The organism is Salinisphaera sp. PC39, from assembly GCF_040361335.1.
Lineage (GTDB): Bacteria > Pseudomonadota > Gammaproteobacteria > Nevskiales > Salinisphaeraceae > APNM01.
Genome location: NZ_APNM01000010.1, coordinates 103,143 through 119,240, shown reverse-complemented (window position 1 = coordinate 119,240; position 16,098 = coordinate 103,143). Strand labels below are relative to the sequence as shown.

The window sequence follows — 16,098 nt, the reverse complement described above, 5'->3', positions numbered from 1 at the left end:
GACCCGGGAGCGCTGACCGATGCTGGCCTATGCCATCCGCCGCATCGCCGGCGCGATCCCGACGCTGCTGATCCTGCTCACGCTGGCGTTCGTCATGATCCGGGCGGCGCCCGGCGGACCGTTCGACGCCGAGAAGCAGCTCCCGCCGCAGATCGAGGCCAACCTGCGGGCGAAGTATCACCTGGACGAGCCGCTGTACGAGCAGTACGCCCGCTATCTCTGGGACGTGATGCATTTCGACTTCGGGCCCTCGTTCCAGTACCAGGACCTGACCGTCAACCAGCTCATCGCCAGCGGCTTCCCGGTCTCGCTCAAGCTGGGGCTGGCGTCGCTGGTGTTCGCGCTGCTCCTGGGCGTGCCCATCGGCATCCTCGCCGCCCTGCGCCAGAACCGGATCACGGACTACGGCCTGATGACCCTGGCGATGCTGGGGATATCCATCCCCAATTTCGTGCTGGCGCCGCTGCTGATACTGCTGCTCGCGGTGCACCGTGACTGGCTGCCGGCCGGCGGCCTGGGCGGACCCAGCCACTACGTGATCCCGGTGATCGCGCTGGGGACCGCGATCATGGCCTACGTGGCGCGCCTGACGCGGGGCTCGACCATCGAGGTGCTGCGCTCGGATTACATCCGGACCGCGCGCGCCAAGGGCCTGCCGATGCGCCGCGTGCTGTTCCTGCACGCCCTGCCGGCGGCGCTGACGCCGGTGGTGTCGTTCCTGGGGCCGGCCACGGCCGGCATCATCACCGGCTCGGTGGTGATCGAGACCATCTTCGGCATCCCCGGCCTGGGACGCTTTTTCGTCCAGGGCGCCCTCAACCGCGACTACACCCTGGTGATGGGCGTGGTGCTGTTCTACGGCATCCTGATCGTGGTCTTCAATCTGATCGTCGACCTGGTCTATGCCTGGCTCGATCCACGGGTGAAATACTGATGACCGGCCACGGCGAAACGCTGGAAGCCGCTGCCGAAGTCCGCGGGCGCGGACTGTGGCGCGACGCCGCGCGGCGCCTGATGCGCAACCGGGCGGCCCTGGCCGCCTGTACGGTGCTGGCACTGATGCTGGTGACGGTGATCGTGGGCCCCTGGCTGAGCCCGCATGCGTACGACACCCAGGACTACGGCGCCATCTGGCAACCGCCGTCGGTGGCCGACGCCCACTATTTCGGCACCGACAGCCTGGGCCGGGACGTGTTCGTGCGCACGCTCTCCGGCGGCCGCCTGTCGCTGGCCATCGGCCTGGTGGCGACCCTGGTGAGCCTGGCGATCGGCGTCACCTACGGCGCCGTGGCCGGCTACCTGGGCGGGCGCGTGGACTCGGTGATGATGCGCATCGTGGACATCCTCTACGCGATGCCCTTCCTGTTCTTCGTGATCCTGCTGATGGTGTTCTTCGGCCGCAACATCCTGCTGATCTTCGTGGCCATCGGCGCCATCAACTGGCTGGACATGGCGCGCATCGTGCGCGGCCAGACCCTCTCCCTGAAGGAGAAGGAATTCATCGAGGCCGCGCGCATGGCCGGCGCCTCCTCGGCCGACGTCATCCGCCGCCACATCGTGCCCAACCTGCTCGGCGTGGTGGCGGTGTACGTGACCCTGACCATCCCCCAGGTGATCCTGTTCGAATCGTTCCTGAGCTTCCTGGGCCTGGGCGTGCAGGAACCGGCGACCTCCTGGGGCTCGCTGGTCAAGGACGGCGCCGACGAGATGGGCCGCGCCCCCTGGCTGCTGATCTTCCCGGCCTGCTTCCTCGCCGCCACCCTGTTCTGCTTCAACTTCATCGGCGACGGCTTGCGCGATGCACTCGACCCGAAGGATCGTTAGATTTGAAGAATCAAAACCACAGAGACACAGAGAACACAGAGGAAGACAAGATTCAAAACCGTGAAGACACAAAAGACGCGAAAAACGGAAAGGCAAAAAGCCCTTTGCGCTCGTCGTTCCTGGGCCATTCGCCCCATTGTGTGTTTGCTCTGTGATCTCTGTGCCTCTGTGGTTAGCCTCTTATGCTGCTTGAGGTAAAAAACCTAAAGGTGAGCTTCGATACGCCGGACGGCGCGATCGAGGCGGTGCGCGGCCTGGATTTCACCCTGGCGCCGGGCGAGACCCTGGGGATCGTGGGCGAGTCGGGCTCGGGCAAGAGCCAGACGGTGCTCGCGCTCATGGGCCTGCTCGCCGCCAACGGCCGCGTCACCGGCTCCGCGCGGTACCGCGAGCGCGAGCTGATCGGGGCCGGCGAGCGCGAACTGACGCGCGTGCGGGGCAACCGCATCGGCATGATCTTCCAGGATCCGATGACCTCGCTGAACCCGCACCTGCGCATCGCCACCCAGATGACCGAGGTGCTCACCCACCACAAGGGCCTGTCGCGGCGCGAGGCCCTGGACCGGTCGGTGGCGATGCTGGAAGCGGTGCGCATCCCGGACGCGGCGCGCCGCATCCGTTACTACCCGCACGAGTTCTCGGGCGGCATGCGCCAGCGCATCATGATCGCCATCAGCCTGCTCTGCGAGCCCGACATCCTGATCGCCGACGAGCCCACCACCGCGCTCGACGTCACCGTCCAGGCCGAGATCCTGGACCTGATGCGCGACCTGCGGGAACGTTTCGACACCGCCGTGATCCTGATCACCCACGATCTGGGCGTGGTCGCCGGCACCTGCGAACGGCTGCTGGTGATGCACGACGGCGCGGTCGTGGAATCCGGCAGCGCCGACGAGATTTTCTACCGGCCCCGGCACGATTACACCCGGCGGCTGCTGGCGGCCGTGCCGCGCCTGGACAGGCCCGCCTGAGCGACGCCGTGACGCTCGATTGGCTGGCACTGCTGCAGTTCTGGGGGCCGGTCGTCCTGGCCGCCCTCACCGGCATCGCCGCCGCGCTGCATGCCCTGCTGAACAAGCGCAACCCCAGCGCCGCGCTGGGCTGGGTCGCCGTCTGTCTGCTGTTCCCGCCGGTGGGCCCGGTGCTATACGCCCTGTTCGGGATCAACCGCGTGCGCATGCGCGCCCGGCGCCTCGAAGCCCGGGCGGCACACAGCCTGGGGCCGCGCGAGGCCGGCGTGCAGAGCGAGCCGGCACTGGTGGACCCGGCACTGCCGGCGCTGTTCACGGGCCTCGCCAACGCCGGCGACCGGCTCGCCGGCTGCCCGCTGGTGGGCGGCAACGAGGTGACGCCCCTGATCAACGGCGAGGGCGCCTTCCCGCCGATGCTCGAAGCCATCGAGAAGGCCCGGCGCTACATCTACCTGACGACGTACATCTTCGAGACCAACCGCATCGGCCGCCGCTTCATCGACACCCTAGCCGCGGCCGTCGAGCGCGGCGTGGACGTGCGGGTACTGATCGACGGCGTGGGGGACTACTACGCCCTGCCGCGACGCCGTGCCAGCGTGCTGCTGCGCAAACGCGGGGTGCGCGTGGCCCGTTTCCTGCCGCCGCGGCTGCTGCCGCCCTCCCTGGGGATCAACCTGCGCAACCACCGCAAGATCCTGGTCGCCGACGGCGAGGTGGCGTTCACCGGCGGCATGAACATCGGCGACCGGCACTTCGCCGACAACCGCCGCCGGCGGCGGGTCGAGGACCTGCATTTCGCCTTCCGCGGGCCGGTGGTCAACCAGATCGAGGCGATTTTCCTGGGCGACTGGGCCTTCGTCACCGGCCAGCAGACCGAGCCCACGCCGCCCACGCGGACCGACCGCGGCGACGCCCTCTGCCGGGCCGTGGACGACGGCCCCACCGAGGACACGGACCGTCTGGCGGCGCTATTGAGCGCGGCGGTGGCCAGCGCCCGTCAGCGCGTGCTGATCATGACGCCCTATTTCCTGCCGTCGCCGGAACTGGTGGGCGCGCTGCAGAGCGCCGCCCTGCGCGGCCTGGATGTCTCCATCGTGCTGCCCGCGCACAACAACCTGCCCTATGTGCACTGGGCCTCGCGCCACGGTCTGCGGGACCTGCTGGTCCGGGGGGTCAAGGTCTACTACCGGCCGCCGCCGTTCGCCCACACCAAGCTGTTCGTGATCGACGACGCCTACGCCGTGCTGGGCTCGGCCAACATCGACCCGCGCAGCCTGCGTCTGAATTTCGAACTGGCCGTGGAGGTCTACGACACCGCCCTGGTGCCGCGCCTGGCGGAACACATCGTGGACACGCTGGCGCGTTCGAGCCGGTACACGTTGGCGGACGACCGCGGCCGATCGCTGCCGGTGCGCCTGCGCGACTCGATGGCGTGGCTGCTGAGCCCCTACCTCTGACCCGTCGCGCGCGGACCGGCCGCCGGGACGATCAGACCACCCCGGTCGCCCGCAGCTCCGCGTCCAGCAACGCACCCACGTTGTCGGGCAGTTCCACCTCCATCGCCACCGGCAGGTGATCGGAGAGATCGGCTTCCACCGCACGCACGCCGCGCACGCCGATGCCCGGCGTGGTCAGGATGTGGTCGATGCCGCGCCGCGGCCGCCAGCTCGGGAAGGTCGGCACCGGCTGCGTCTGCACCTGGAGGCCGGCGGCGGCCAGGGCCGGGTCGGCGCGCAGGCGGTCGGCCACGCAATTGGTGTCGGCCATCACGATGGCGTGACGGTAGTCGGTCAGCAACTCGGTGATCGCCGCGAGCTGGAGACGCCGGGTGCCCTTGGTCAGGGCCAGGTGCGAGACCACCACCGCCAGCGGGTCGTCCGGGTCGCCGAACAGGGCGCGCAGCGCGCCGCGACCGGGGATCGGGCCCGGCAGCTTGTGCTCGGTGACCTCGAAAGGCGGGAAGCGCGAAAGCAGACCCAGGCCGTGCTGGGCGATCTGGCCGAAGTCGCGGTTGACCTGGGCGTACCAGAAGTCGAAGCCGGCCTGGCCGGCCAGCCACTCGATCTGGTTGCGGTAGGCGCTGCGGCGGCTGCCGGCGTCGATCTCCTGGAGACCCACGATGTCGTAATCCGCGACCAGCTCGGCGATGCGGCCGAGATTCTCCTGCACCTGCAGGCTGGGCAGAAAATGGCGCCAACCGCGGGTGAGGTATTCGCGGTAGCGCTTGGTGCCGACGCCGACCTGCATGTTGAAGCTCAGAAGACGCAGGCGGCGGGCCGTGTCATGTTCGTTCATCGTTGGCACTATGATACGCGATACCGGATGACGGGTTTATGATCGCCGGCCGGGCAAAAGATTCCCAAGAGCCGGTTCCCGGATTATCGGCCGCGGATGCGAGGACCATGAGCCAACCCCTGCTGCGCGTACGCCAACTGCAAGTCCATTTCCCGCTGCCGGGCGACTGGCCCTGGCAATCCGGCCCCGTGCTCAAGGCGGTGGAGGGCGTCAACCTCGATCTGTCCGCCGGCGCCACCCTCGGCGTGGTGGGCGAATCCGGCTGCGGCAAGTCCACCCTGGCGCGGACCGTCGCCGGCCTGCAGGCACCCACCGGCGGCGCCGTCGTCTTCGACGGCCAGGACGTCACCAACCTGGACGAGGCCGGGTGGCGACGGCTGCGCCGCGACGTCCAGGTGGTGTTCCAGGACCCGCTGGCCAGCCTCAACCCGCGGATGACCGTGGCCGAGATCGTGGCCGAACCGCTGCGGCACCTGTACCCGGAGCTGGACAAGCGCCAGCGCTGGGAACGGGTGGTGGCGATGCTGGAGCGGGTGGGTCTGTCGGCGGCGCAGGCCAACCGCTATCCGCACGAATTCTCCGGAGGGCAATGTCAGCGCATCGGCATCGCCCGGGCCCTGGTGGTGCGCCCGCGCCTGCTGATCTGCGACGAACCGGTGAGCGCCCTCGACGTCTCGATCCAGGCCCAGATCATCGACCTGCTGCAAAGCCTGCAGCGGGAATTCGGCATCGCCATCCTGTTCATCGCCCACGATCTGGCGGTGGTGCGACAGATCAGCGACCGGGTGCTGGTGATGTACCTGGGCCGGGTGATGGAGACGGCGCCCGCCGCCCGCATCTTCGAGCGGCCGATCCACCCCTACACCAAGGCCCTGTTGTCGGCGGTGCCGCGCCCGGACCCGGACTACGAGCGCCGGCGCGAGCGCATCATCCTGGAGGGCGAGCTGCCCTCGCCCGCGGACCCGCCCGGCGGCTGCGTCTTCCGGACCCGCTGTCCCTGGGCGCAGGGACTGTGCGCCCGCGAGGAGCCCATGCTGCGCGGCCCGCGCGACGGCGACGGCGCCCGCGCCGCTTGCCATTTCGCCAACGATTTCGCGAACGAAACGGCGCCGGCCTGAGGGCGAGGGTCGCCGGCGCTACGGTATAGTGCGGCCACCGAATCGTTACAGGAGCCCGCATGTCCCGCGGCCGCTGGCCCATCCGCATCGTCTGCCTCCTGGTCGTCCTGGCCGCGGCCGGGGTGTTGCTGGACGCCGCCGGCGGCGCGCTCGTCCGGCACCTGGGCGGGAACTGGCGCCACGCGCCGGAGGATGCGCGCTGGTTGCTCTCGGACGCAGCACAGGCCCTGGTGGCGCGCGCCTACGACGGCCTCGACGGCCCGGTGCGCGACTACCGCGCCTACCTGCTGTCCACCGGCGGCAACGGCGGCGACGGCTACGACAACCGCAGTTATGTCCATCCCCGTTTCCTGCATGGCTGGCGGCCGCGGTCGCGGCTGTACGGCGCGGCGATCGCCGACGCCGCGGGCGTGCGCGACATGGCGCGCGCCGACGTCGAATACATCGCCCGGCTGGTACGCCTGGCGCGGAGCCTCCCCCACGAACACCGCATCCGGCTGGCGGCCCTGGACCAGCGCTACGATGGCGACGGTCGCCCGCTGCCGGACGCCACTGCCTATTACGTGGACAACGACTACGTCGCCGATATCGCCGAGCGCCACTCGGACCTGTTCCGGCCGGTCGTCTCCGTGCATCCCTACCGCCGGGACGCCCTGGACGCGCTCCAGCGCTGGGCCGGACGCGGCGTGGACGCGGTCCACTGGTGGCCGGCGGTGCAGGGCTTCGACCCGTCCGACGAACGTCTGGACCCGTACTACCGCACCCTGGTCGAGAACGATCTGATGCTGATCGTGCGTACCGGCGACGCCGCCGGGCTGGTCGACGGGGACCGCGGCCACGGCAACCCCTGGCACCTGCGGCGGGCGCTGGCGCAGGGCGTGCGCGTGGTGCTGTCGGGCGCGGGCGGCGCCGCCCGCTACCCCGACCCGGAGGCGGATACCGACGGCGACGGCGGTACGCCGCGCATCTCCGGCATCGCCATGTTCCTGCGCCTGCTGCGCGCCAGCGGCGACAACGGCCGGCTGTACGCGGACCTGGGCGGCATCGTCCATCACGAGCGCGTGCCCGGGGGGCTGGCGGAACTGTTGCAGCATCCGGACGCCTTCGACCGGCTGGTCTACGCCAGCGGTTATCCGCTGCCCGCGGTCAACGCGGCCGCGGACCCGGCGACCCTGGCAGAGCACGGCTTCGTGACCGGCGACCAGGCGGCGGCACTGGCCGAGATCCGGGACGTCAATCCGCTGCTGTTCGACTTCGTCGCCAAGCGGTTGGCGCGGCTGCCGCACACCGACCTGGGCCTGCCCCCGTCCGCGTTCACGCGCGACATCGTCACGGAACCGTAACCCCGCCGCGCTAAAACGTGCCCTCGCGGGCGGCCACCGCGCCGCCCCGTCGTGACAACGCGAGGACACTCCCATGACCCGGAACACGAACCGCCGGCCGGTCGCCATCGACCCGGCGCGGCGTCGGCTTCTATTGCAGGGCCTCGGCGGCGCCGGGGTGCTGGCCACCAGCCTGATCGCGGGCTGCAACGGCAGCGGCGGCGGCATGCGCCAGTCCGGCGAGCCCGCCAGCCGCATCGCCGAGCTCGGCCCCCTGGGCGACCCGGACGACAACGGCCTGCGCCTGCCCGAGGGCTTCACCTCGCGGGTGGTGGCCCGCTCGGGTGAACGCCCCTACGGGGGTTCGCCCTATCCCTGGCATACCTTCCCGGACGGCGGCGCCGTGTACGCGCAACCGGACGGCGGCTGGATCTATGCCTGCAACAGCGAGTTCCTGCCGGGCGGCGTCGGCGCCCTGCGTTTCGATTCGAACGGGGAGATCGTCGACGCCTACTCGATCCTGTACGGCTCCCTGCTGAACTGCGCCGGCGGCCCCACGCCCTGGGGCACCTGGCTTTCCTGCGAGGAATACGAGGCCGGCAACGTGTTCGAGTGCGACCCGACGGGCGCCAACGCCCCGGTACGGCTGCGCGCGCTGGGCACCTTCAAGCACGAGGCCGCCGCCGTGGACCCGGTCCGCGAGCAGGTCTATCTGACCGAGGACACCGGCGACGGCGGCTTCTACCGGTTCCTCCCGGACGCCTACCCGTCGCTGGCGGCGGGCCGGCTGCAGATCGCCCAGGTGGTCGGCGACGATCCCGCCACCCGGCGGCCGGTCGTCTGGCACGACGTGCCCGAGCCCAATCCGCTGCTGGCGGTGACCAACGAATTCGACGCGATCCTGGAGGAGATTCCCGGCGTCGGCGACCTGCTGCAGCCGGTCTACTCGGTGATCGGCCGGGCGACCCGGCACCAGGTGGCGGAGAGCACGCCGTTCGACGGCGGCGAGGGCATCTGGTTCCACGAGGGCATCATCTACTTCACCACCAAGGGCGACAACCGCGTCTGGGCCTACGACACCGCGGCCGAGACCGTCGAGATCATCTACGACGACGACCTGTTCGACGAGCCGGTGCTCACGGGCGTCGACAACGTGGTGGTCAGCGCCGGCGGCGACGTGCTCGTGGCCGAGGACGGCGGCGACATGCAGATCGTGGCCATCACCCCGGACCGCCGGGTCGTGCCGGTGGTCCAGGTCGCGGGCCAGGACGGCTCCGAGATCACCGGCCCCGCCTTCTCGCCCGACGGCAGCCGGCTCTACTTCAACAGCCAGCGCGGGCCCGAGCCCGTCGATTCCGGGCTGCCGCTGCCGGGCCCGAACGGCGCCGGTATCACCTACGAGGTGCGCGGGCCCTTCGTGCGCGAGGGCTGACACCGCCCGGAACGCGGACGCGAGTGGATGCGTGGCCGCTGCGGCGGATGCAGCGGCGATCGCCGGCCGACGGGAAAGCCCGGCCGGGCGGGACCCCGGGGCCGTCGGCGCGGCCCCGGTCGCGGCGGCGTCCGACGCCGCCGGGAGAATGACCGGGGCGGCATGGCCGCCCCGACCGGGTCAGGGCCGGGTCGCGGGGACCCGGCGAGGCCCGCTCAGAAGCGGGCGCGGGGCCCGCGCGGCCGCTGCTCGCGCGGACGGGCCTCGTTGACCCGCAGGTTGCGGCCTTCGAAGTCCTTGTCGTTCAGGGCGTCGATGGCCGACTGCGCGGCGCCGTCGTCCGGCATCTCCACGAAGCCGAAGCCGCGGGAGCGGCCCGTTTCACGATCCGTGATCACCTTGGCGGAACTCACCTCGCCGTAGCTCTCGAAAAGCTCGCGCAGGGAATCCTCGGTCGTGCTCCAGGGCAGGTTGCCCACATAGATATTCATCACATCCAATCCCAGAAAAGCCGTGTCATTGCACTCGAACACCGCCGGGACTCATCAATGACACGAACTAAGGCCCACGGGCGGCGGCTCTCGACCGCCGTCCCGGCGAGTGTACCCGAGTTTTTCGATTTGCAATACGTCCGGCCGCGATCGGACGGGAACCGGCGCCGCATTGCAGATTACCGGCACGCCGGAGGCCGCCGCGGGCCCGGCCCCAGGCGCTTTGACCCACCCCGGACCGCGTGCTAAAAGAACCCGCTTTCACACCGCGACGGTTGCCCGCACGTGCAGATCATCGGCCTGGACATCGGCTTCGGCTTCACCAAGGTCACGGACGGCTCCCGGCGGACGCTGTTCAAGTCCCTGGTGGGCGAGGCCCCGGACATCGCCTTCCGCGAGCCGCTGGTGGCCGCCGACGGCGACGCCCCGAGCCTGCACCTGGCCCTGGAGGACGAGCCCTATTTCGTGGGCGACCTGGCCGAGCGCCAGTCCAGCGTCCGCCAGTACACCCTCGACCAGGACCAGTTGATCGCGGAATTCTCGCGGCGGCTGGGCGTGGCCGCCCTGGCCCAGCTCGCACGCGACAACGAGCCGCTGCACGTGGTGACCGGCCTGCCGGTGCGCTACTACCGGCGCCACCGCGACTCCCTGGCCCGCCAGCTCACCGGCAGCCACCGGGTGAGCCTGTACGGCCCCGACGGCAAGGAGACCGCGCTGACGGTCAAGGTCGAAAAGGTGCGGGTGGTGCCGCAGCCCTTCGGCTCCCTGTTCGGGGCCATGCTCAACGACATCGGCAAGGTCTCCGACACGGCCCTCGCCCGCGAGAAGGTGGGCGTCATCGACATCGGCTTCCGCACCGCCGACTACGCGGTCGCCGAGCGCACCCGCTACTCGGAGCGCGCCAGCGGCACGTCGGAACACGGCATCGCCCAGGCCTTCGAATTGGTCGCCGCCGCCCTCCAGGAAAAGAGCGGTGTCGCGGTCGAGCTCTACCGCCTCTACCAGGGTGTCCAGGACGGCGCGATCAAGGTACGCGGGCGCAACTACGACCTGTCCGGCATCCGCGAGCGCACCTTCGAGCGGCTGGCGCGGGCCGTGGCCGGCGAAGTGAACCGGCTCTGGGACCAGGATTGGGACATCGACACCATCCTGCTGACCGGCGGCGGCGGCTCGGTGCTGGCACCGCACCTGGCACCGCTGGTGGCCGGCGAGGTCCGGGCCGTGGAGAACGAGGACGCCCGCTTCAACAACGTCGACGGCTACTGGCGCTACGGCGTCCACCTCTGGGAACGCTGACGTCGCGTTCAGGGCCGATTCAGCGTCGCCGTCCTAGGCTGCATCCCAAGGTCCCCGGACCGTCATTCGCGAAGAGGAGCGTAGCCATGTTCAAGCGATTCCTGCCCCTGGCGCTCGGCGCCGCCCTGGTCGTGCCGGCCGCCACCGCCGCCGAGCGCGAGTTGGACCCGATCTTCGAGGTCACGCCCGTGGACGGCCCCCCGGCCCAGGACTGCTTCCGGCAGGCCGACAACCGCAACGTCTTCGTGCGCGGCGCGACCAGCACCGCCGGCCAGACCATCATCGGCGGCCTGCTCGGCGCCGCCATCGGCAACCAGATCGGCAGCGGCAGCGGCCGCGACATCGCCACCGGCGTGGGCGCCGCGGCGGGCGCGGCGATCGGTGCCGAGCGGGCCCGCCGCCAGCAGCAGGCCGAGGTCCGGTCCTGCCAGCAGTACCGGGGTTACGCCGGTTAGTACAATGGTCTCCATGAGGCACCTCCGGGGAGTCATGCTGGCGGCCGTCCTGGCGGGCGGCACCGCCGCGGCCGCGCCGCCGCTGAATCCGGGCGGCGGCAACGGCGGCGGTCTCGGCGACCGGCTGCCCCAGGGGCCGTTGATCGAGCAACCGGACCGCGAACGGCCCGAACTGCGCCGCGAGCCGCGCATCAGTCCCGCGCAGGCCGCCGCCGAGGCCCGCCGCGAGCACGGCGGCAAGGTGCTCGACGTGCACCTGGAACGCGGCGCGCGGCCGCATTACCGCGTGAAGCTGCTCAAGGACGGCAACGTCCGCAGCGTGCGGGTACCCGCGGACTGACAGAGGGCGGACCGATGCGTGCGCTGATCATCGAGGACGACGCCGACCTGCGCGAGCAGTTGCGCACGCAGTTGCGCGACGAGGGCTACGCGGTGGACGCCACCGGCGACGGCGAGGAGGGTTTGTTCTTCGCCGGCGAGTACCCGGCGGACGTGGCCATCATCGACCTCGGCCTGCCCGGCCGCACCGGCATGGAGATCATCCGCGAGGCGCGGGCCGCGGGCCGCTCCTTCCCGATCCTGATCCTGACCGCCCGCGGCCGCTGGCAGGACAAGGTCGAGGGCCTGGAAGCCGGCGCCGACGACTACGTGGTCAAGCCCTTCCATCCCGAGGAACTGCTGGCGCGGCTGCAGGCGCTGCTGCGACGCTCGCGCGGCTGGGCCCGCTCGCTGCTGGAATGCGGCGATATCGCCCTCGACACCGCGCGCCAGGAGGTCCGGGTCGCCGGCGAGCCGATCACGCTGACCGCCTACGAATACCGGGTGCTGGAGCACCTGATGCTGCATGCCGGCGAGGTGGTCTCCAAGACCGATCTCACCGAGCATATCTACGAGGAAGACGCCGACCGCGACAGCAACGTCCTGGAAGTGTTCGTGCGCCGGCTGCGCAAGAAGCTCGACCCGGACGGCACGCGCGCCCCGATCGAGACCCTGCGCGGCCGCGGCTACCGCCTGCGCGCCGAACCCGCCGGCGAATGAACTCGCTGACCGCGCGCCTGCTCGCGGTCACCGGCGTGGTCCTGGTGGCGTTCGTGGCGTTCACCGGCTTCGCCCTGGAACAGGCGGTGCGCGAGCGCGCCGAGCAGGCCGCGCGCGACAAGATGCAGGGCCTGGTCTACGCCCTGCTCGGCAACGCCGAGATCGCCGCCGACGGCGGCTTTGCCCTCGACGCCGGCGATCTCCCCCAGAACGCCCTCACCCGGCCCGGCGGCGGCCTCTACGCCATGGTCCTGGACGGCGACGGCGGCGTCGCCTGGCGCTCGCCCTCGCTGGTGGACCGGATTCCCCTGCCCGAGATACCGGCGGTGGGCGAATGGCGCTTCGACACCGAGGTCCGCGGCCGCGGCGCCGATGACCGCTGGCTGACCCTGGCCTTCGGCATCCGCTGGGTCGTGGACGGCGGCGAGAGCTATCGCTACACCCTGGTGGTGGCCGAGGACGCGGCGCCGTTCGCGGCGCAGATGCAGCGTTTCCGCGGCGCGCTGTGGATGTGGCTGGGCGCGGCGGCGGCGGTGCTGCTGGCCCTGCAGCTCGCGATCCTGCGTTGGGGGCTGGCGCCACTGCGGCGGCTGGCGCGGGGCGTGCGCGATATCGAGGCCGGCCGCGCCAGCCGCATCGAGGGCGGCTATCCCGCCGAGATCGCGCCCCTGGCGGACAACCTGAACCTGATGCTGGCCAACGACCAGGCGCGCCTGGAGCGCTACCGCAACGCCCTGGGCGACCTGGCCCACAGCCTCAAGACGCCGATCGCCGTCCTGCGCGGGCTGGCCTCGGACCGCGATCTGCCGGCCAGGCACCGGCGCCAGCTCGAAAGCCAGCTCGGCCGGGTCAACGAGATCGTCGACTACCAGCTCCAGCGGGCGGCCGCCGCCGGCGGGCGCAGCATGGCGCCGCCGGTGTCGCTGCGGGACGGCGCGGCCAAGGTGATCGGGGCGCTGCGCAAGGTCTACGCCGACCGCGAGATCGAGTTCGAGTTGGCGGTGCCGGCGGAGCTCAAGCTGGCGGTGGACGCCGGCGACCTGACCGAGATCCTGGGCAATCTCCTCGACAACGCCGCCAAGTACGGCCGTCGCCACGTGCGCCTGGGCGCGCGCGCCGCCGACGGCCGGGCCGAGATCACGGTGGACGACGACGGCGACGGATTCCCCGCCGATGCCGGCGAACGCCTGCTGGAACGCGGGGTACGCGCCGATACCCGGCGCGAGGGCCAGGGCATCGGACTGGCCGTCACCGCCGAGATCGTCCGGGCCTACGACGGCGCGATCGAGCTGGCCGCGGGCCCGGACGGCGGCGGCCGGGTCCGTCTGTGGCTGCCGCGCCCGGCCGCGTGAGGCCGCGGCGCGCGCTTGCCAGCCGCCGGAGCTTCCCGTCATGCTGGCTTTCCACCTCCCGCCCGTTGCGCCGATGAGCGAAAACCTGCGTCACGTCGAGGTCGAGGGCCACCGCATCGCCGTCCTGTCCCGGCACGAAGACCGCGACACGACCCCGCTGATCCTGTTGCACGGCGTCGCCCTGTCGCCGCGCATCTGGACCCATATCCTGCCGCCGGCCCTGGCGGGCCGTCGCTGGCACGCCGTCGGCCTGCCGGCGCATCACCCCAGCGAGGCGCCGCCGGACTTCGCCGACCGGCCGATGCCGCCCGAACTCTTCGGACAGGGCCTCGCCGGGGTGCTCGCCGAGATCGCGGGCGACCGGCCCTGCGACCTGCTGGGCCATTCCACCGGCGGCTACGCCGCCCTGGCGATCGCCGCGGCGGCGCCGGAGCGGGTACGCTCGATCTGCGCGGTCTCGGCCTTCGCCCAGGGCGAGTGGAACGGCGGCATCGGCCTGTTGCAGGCGGTGGCCCGGCTCGACCGCCTGGGCGGCCCGCTGTTCGGCGCCGGTCTCGGCCTGATGCGGTCGCATCCGGCGATCGCCCGTCTGGCGGCGCTGGCCGCCACCAACCGGCCGCGTGCCTGCAATGCCTGGCCGCCGCTGGCGCCGATGCTCGAAACCGTGGTGGCCGACCTCAAGCGCACGGACCGCACGGCGCTGCGCCATTTCATGGCCGCCATGCACGAGCACGACATCCGCGACCGGCTGGGCGCGGTCCGCGCGCCGACCCTGCTGGTGCACGGCACGGCCGACCCGGTGGTGCCGTTCGCCCAGGCACGGCTGATCAAGTACCGCGTGCCGCATGCGCAACTGGAACGCATGGCGGGCATCGGCCACCTGCCGTTCGGGGAGGCGGCGGACCGTTTCGAGGCGATTCTGCGACAATGGTACGAACGCTTCCCGGACGACCGTCATGAGCCATAGCACCAGCCTGGATCCCGAGTCCCTGGCCGAGGACAACCTCGACGCCCTGGACCCCGCGACCTATCACGCCGTCGTCGGCCCGCCCCTCAAGGTCTGCGCCGACGTCGCCGCCAAGCGCGGCGATCCCACCCTGCACGCCGACATGGCGGCGATGCTCGCCCTGATCGACCTGGTGGCCCGGCTCGCGGACCTCCATGCCGAGACCCACGGCAGCGGCGACGAGGAGCGCGACCTGCTGAACGCCGCCCCCGCCGCCGCCTGCGTGATGGTCCTGCAGGAGGCCAAGCTCGACGCCGACGCGGTGGGCCAGTGCCTGGCCGCGCTCGAGGCCGCCTACGCCCAGCTCGCCGAGCACGACGTCACCGAGGGCGCGCGCCCGTACGTGGCCATGGCCTGGGAACTGCTGCAGGACGGCGACCGCGAAGGCGCCCTGGACTCCCTGGAACAGGCCGCGCGGCATATCGTGACCGCCATCGAGGCCTGGCAGGCCAAGGTGCACTGAGCATGCGTGCGACGGGTCGTTTGTCGCGGTTGCTGGCCGTCGCCGCGCTGCTGCCGATCCTGGCCGGCTGCGTGGTGGTGGTGGCGCCGCCGCTGAGTTGGTTCGAGCGCGACCCCGGGCTGCGCGAGACCGTGCTGGAGGGCGAGGGCGACGCCAAGATCCTGGTGATCGCCGTCGACGGCTTCATCAGCGACCAGCCCACCGAACGCGCCTTCGGCCTGGTGCGCGAACAGAGCACCCTGGCGCGCGTGGCCGCCGAGCTCGACAAGGCCGAACAAGACCCCGCGATCGCGGCCGTGGTCCTGCGCATCGACAGTCCGGGGGGCGGGGTCACCGCCAGCGACGAGATCTACCATCGCCTGCGGGGCTTCGCGGCGGAACGCGACCTGCCCATGGTCGCCTCCCTGGGCGGCGTGGCCGCCTCGGGCGGCTACTACGTGGCCCTGGCCGCCGACGACATCCTGGCCCACCCGACCACGGTCACCGGCTCGATCGGCGTGATCCTGGTGGGGGTCAACGTCGCCGGCCTGATGGACAAGCTCGGCGTCGAGGACGAGACCTATACCTCCGGTCCGCACAAGGACCTGCTGTCGCCGCTGCGCGGCGCCACCGAGGAGGAGCGCGACATCGTCCAGGGGGTGCTGGACGACCTGTTCGCCCGCTTCGTCGAGGTGGTCGAGACCCGGCGCCCGGCGTTGTCCGAGTCGCAACGCGAGCGCATCGTGGACGGCCGTATCTTCGCCGCCCGGCCGGCCCGCGAGCTGGGCCTGGTCGACGGCCTCGGCCGGCTCGAGGACGCCATCGACCTGGCCCGCCGGCGGGCCGGCGTGAGCGAGGCCCGCGTGATCATGTACCACCGCGAGGGCGAATCCGCCGAGACCGTCTATTCCCGCTTCGCCGGCCGGCCGGAGAGCGGCGGCGGCCCGGCCGCGACCCTGTCGGGCCCGACCCTCTCGCTGGAGAGCCTGACCTCGCCGCAATTCCTCTATCTCTGGCGGCCGGGGCTCGGCGGCCGGCACTGACCCGCACCATGAC

17 protein-coding genes are annotated in these 16,098 nt (G+C 71.4%); 15 read left to right on the top strand and 2 right to left on the bottom strand.

Annotated features, from left to right (window positions below; all coding sequences use genetic code 11):
- The first annotated feature begins 19 nt into the window (after positions 1-19).
- The 4 genes from oppB (at position 20) to cls (ending at position 4,252) form a co-directional block, all read left to right on the top strand.
- Positions 20-934 (top strand): oligopeptide ABC transporter permease OppB, encoded by a 915-nt coding sequence (gene oppB / locus PC39_RS11345; RefSeq protein WP_353253506.1) that lies wholly within the window; start codon positions 20-22, stop codon positions 932-934.
- A complete protein-coding gene (locus PC39_RS11340) occupies positions 934-1,824 on the top strand; it encodes an ABC transporter permease subunit (protein ID WP_353253505.1) in 891 nt (296 codons plus the stop codon). Before oppB ends, PC39_RS11340 begins: the two co-directional genes overlap by 1 nt.
- Before the next feature lie 209 nt (positions 1,825-2,033).
- Positions 2,034-2,795, top strand: a complete 762-nt coding sequence (locus tag PC39_RS11335; RefSeq protein WP_353253504.1) for an ATP-binding cassette domain-containing protein — start codon at positions 2,034-2,036, stop codon at positions 2,793-2,795.
- A gap of 8 nt (positions 2,796-2,803) precedes the next feature.
- Complete coding sequence (gene cls / locus PC39_RS11330) at positions 2,804-4,252, top strand: cardiolipin synthase (RefSeq protein WP_353253503.1); 1,449 nt, start codon at positions 2,804-2,806, stop codon at positions 4,250-4,252.
- 31 nt (positions 4,253-4,283) lie between these two features.
- Here cls and PC39_RS11325 read toward each other — a convergent pair whose 3' ends face one another.
- Positions 4,284-5,090, bottom strand: coding sequence for an endonuclease/exonuclease/phosphatase family protein (locus PC39_RS11325; protein ID WP_353253502.1), 807 nt, complete (start codon positions 5,088-5,090; stop codon positions 4,284-4,286).
- A 107-nt stretch (positions 5,091-5,197) separates the two neighbouring features.
- Here PC39_RS11325 and PC39_RS11320 point away from each other — a divergent pair, with 107 nt between their 5' ends.
- The 3 genes from PC39_RS11320 (at position 5,198) to PC39_RS11310 (ending at position 8,962) form a co-directional block, all read left to right on the top strand.
- Entirely contained in the window at positions 5,198-6,208 is a 1,011-nt protein-coding gene (locus PC39_RS11320; RefSeq protein WP_353253501.1) for an ABC transporter ATP-binding protein, read from the top strand.
- A 59-nt stretch (positions 6,209-6,267) separates the two neighbouring features.
- Positions 6,268-7,551 carry an amidohydrolase family protein gene (locus PC39_RS11315; protein ID WP_353253500.1) on the top strand — a complete coding sequence of 428 codons (1,284 nt, stop codon included), beginning with the start codon at positions 6,268-6,270 and terminating at the stop codon, positions 7,549-7,551.
- A 73-nt stretch (positions 7,552-7,624) separates the two neighbouring features.
- Complete coding sequence (locus tag PC39_RS11310; protein WP_353253499.1) at positions 7,625-8,962, top strand: alkaline phosphatase PhoX; 1,338 nt, start codon at positions 7,625-7,627, stop codon at positions 8,960-8,962.
- Positions 8,963-9,177: 215 nt separating this feature from the next.
- On the opposite strand, the gene rbp is transcribed toward PC39_RS11310, so the two are convergent.
- Positions 9,178-9,453: an RNA-binding regulator gene (rbp, locus tag PC39_RS11305; protein ID WP_353253498.1), complete on the bottom strand. Its 276-nt coding sequence runs from the start codon at positions 9,451-9,453 to the stop codon at positions 9,178-9,180.
- Between the two features lie 285 nt (positions 9,454-9,738).
- Here rbp and PC39_RS11300 point away from each other — a divergent pair, with 285 nt between their 5' ends.
- From PC39_RS11300 to sppA, 8 genes are all read left to right on the top strand, one after another.
- Positions 9,739-10,749: a ParM/StbA family protein gene (locus tag PC39_RS11300; protein WP_353253497.1), complete on the top strand. Its 1,011-nt coding sequence runs from the start codon at positions 9,739-9,741 to the stop codon at positions 10,747-10,749.
- A gap of 86 nt (positions 10,750-10,835) precedes the next feature.
- Positions 10,836-11,204 carry a glycine zipper 2TM domain-containing protein gene (locus PC39_RS11295; protein ID WP_353253496.1) on the top strand — a complete coding sequence of 123 codons (369 nt, stop codon included), beginning with the start codon at positions 10,836-10,838 and terminating at the stop codon, positions 11,202-11,204.
- A gap of 34 nt (positions 11,205-11,238) precedes the next feature.
- The gene (locus PC39_RS11290; protein WP_353253495.1) at positions 11,239-11,544 is read left to right on the top strand and encodes a PepSY domain-containing protein; all 306 of its coding nucleotides are present in this window, start codon (positions 11,239-11,241) and stop codon (positions 11,542-11,544) included.
- A gap of 14 nt (positions 11,545-11,558) precedes the next feature.
- Positions 11,559-12,242, top strand: a complete 684-nt coding sequence (locus tag PC39_RS11285) for a response regulator transcription factor (RefSeq protein ID WP_353253494.1) — start codon at positions 11,559-11,561, stop codon at positions 12,240-12,242.
- On the top strand, positions 12,239-13,594 hold the full coding sequence (locus PC39_RS11280) for an ATP-binding protein (protein ID WP_353253493.1): 1,356 nt from the start codon (positions 12,239-12,241) through the stop codon (positions 13,592-13,594). Before PC39_RS11285 ends, PC39_RS11280 begins: the two co-directional genes overlap by 4 nt.
- A gap of 73 nt (positions 13,595-13,667) precedes the next feature.
- Positions 13,668-14,561, top strand: coding sequence for an alpha/beta fold hydrolase (locus PC39_RS11275; RefSeq protein ID WP_353253492.1), 894 nt, complete (start codon positions 13,668-13,670; stop codon positions 14,559-14,561).
- The gene (locus tag PC39_RS11270; protein WP_353253491.1) at positions 14,551-15,063 is read left to right on the top strand and encodes a hypothetical protein; all 513 of its coding nucleotides are present in this window, start codon (positions 14,551-14,553) and stop codon (positions 15,061-15,063) included. Before PC39_RS11275 ends, PC39_RS11270 begins: the two co-directional genes overlap by 11 nt.
- A 2-nt stretch (positions 15,064-15,065) precedes the next feature.
- Entirely contained in the window at positions 15,066-16,085 is a 1,020-nt protein-coding gene (sppA, locus tag PC39_RS11265; RefSeq protein WP_353253490.1) for a signal peptide peptidase SppA, read from the top strand.
- Positions 16,086-16,098 lie beyond the last annotated feature (13 nt).

What these genes read in the sequence shown, in the direction of transcription:
- oppB (WP_353253506.1), top strand. Translation starts at nt 20, where the DNA reads ATGCTGGCCTATGCCATCCGCCGCATCGCCGGCGCGATCCCGACGCTG.
- PC39_RS11340 (WP_353253505.1), top strand. Translation starts at nt 934, where the DNA reads ATGACCGGCCACGGCGAAACGCTGGAAGCCGCTGCCGAAGTCCGCGGG.
- PC39_RS11325 (WP_353253502.1), bottom strand. Translation starts at nt 5,090, where the DNA reads ATGAACGAACATGACACGGCCCGCCGCCTGCGTCTTCTGAGCTTCAAC.
- PC39_RS11320 (WP_353253501.1), top strand. Translation starts at nt 5,198, where the DNA reads ATGAGCCAACCCCTGCTGCGCGTACGCCAACTGCAAGTCCATTTCCCG.
- PC39_RS11315 (WP_353253500.1), top strand. Translation starts at nt 6,268, where the DNA reads ATGTCCCGCGGCCGCTGGCCCATCCGCATCGTCTGCCTCCTGGTCGTC.
- PC39_RS11310 (WP_353253499.1), top strand. Translation starts at nt 7,625, where the DNA reads ATGACCCGGAACACGAACCGCCGGCCGGTCGCCATCGACCCGGCGCGG.
- rbp (WP_353253498.1), bottom strand. Translation starts at nt 9,453, where the DNA reads ATGAATATCTATGTGGGCAACCTGCCCTGGAGCACGACCGAGGATTCC.
- PC39_RS11295 (WP_353253496.1), top strand. Translation starts at nt 10,836, where the DNA reads ATGTTCAAGCGATTCCTGCCCCTGGCGCTCGGCGCCGCCCTGGTCGTG.
- PC39_RS11290 (WP_353253495.1), top strand. Translation starts at nt 11,239, where the DNA reads ATGCTGGCGGCCGTCCTGGCGGGCGGCACCGCCGCGGCCGCGCCGCCG.
- PC39_RS11285 (WP_353253494.1), top strand. Translation starts at nt 11,559, where the DNA reads ATGCGTGCGCTGATCATCGAGGACGACGCCGACCTGCGCGAGCAGTTG.
- PC39_RS11280 (WP_353253493.1), top strand. Translation starts at nt 12,239, where the DNA reads ATGAACTCGCTGACCGCGCGCCTGCTCGCGGTCACCGGCGTGGTCCTG.
- PC39_RS11275 (WP_353253492.1), top strand. Translation starts at nt 13,668, where the DNA reads ATGAGCGAAAACCTGCGTCACGTCGAGGTCGAGGGCCACCGCATCGCC.
- PC39_RS11270 (WP_353253491.1), top strand. Translation starts at nt 14,551, where the DNA reads ATGAGCCATAGCACCAGCCTGGATCCCGAGTCCCTGGCCGAGGACAAC.
- sppA (WP_353253490.1), top strand. Translation starts at nt 15,066, where the DNA reads ATGCGTGCGACGGGTCGTTTGTCGCGGTTGCTGGCCGTCGCCGCGCTG.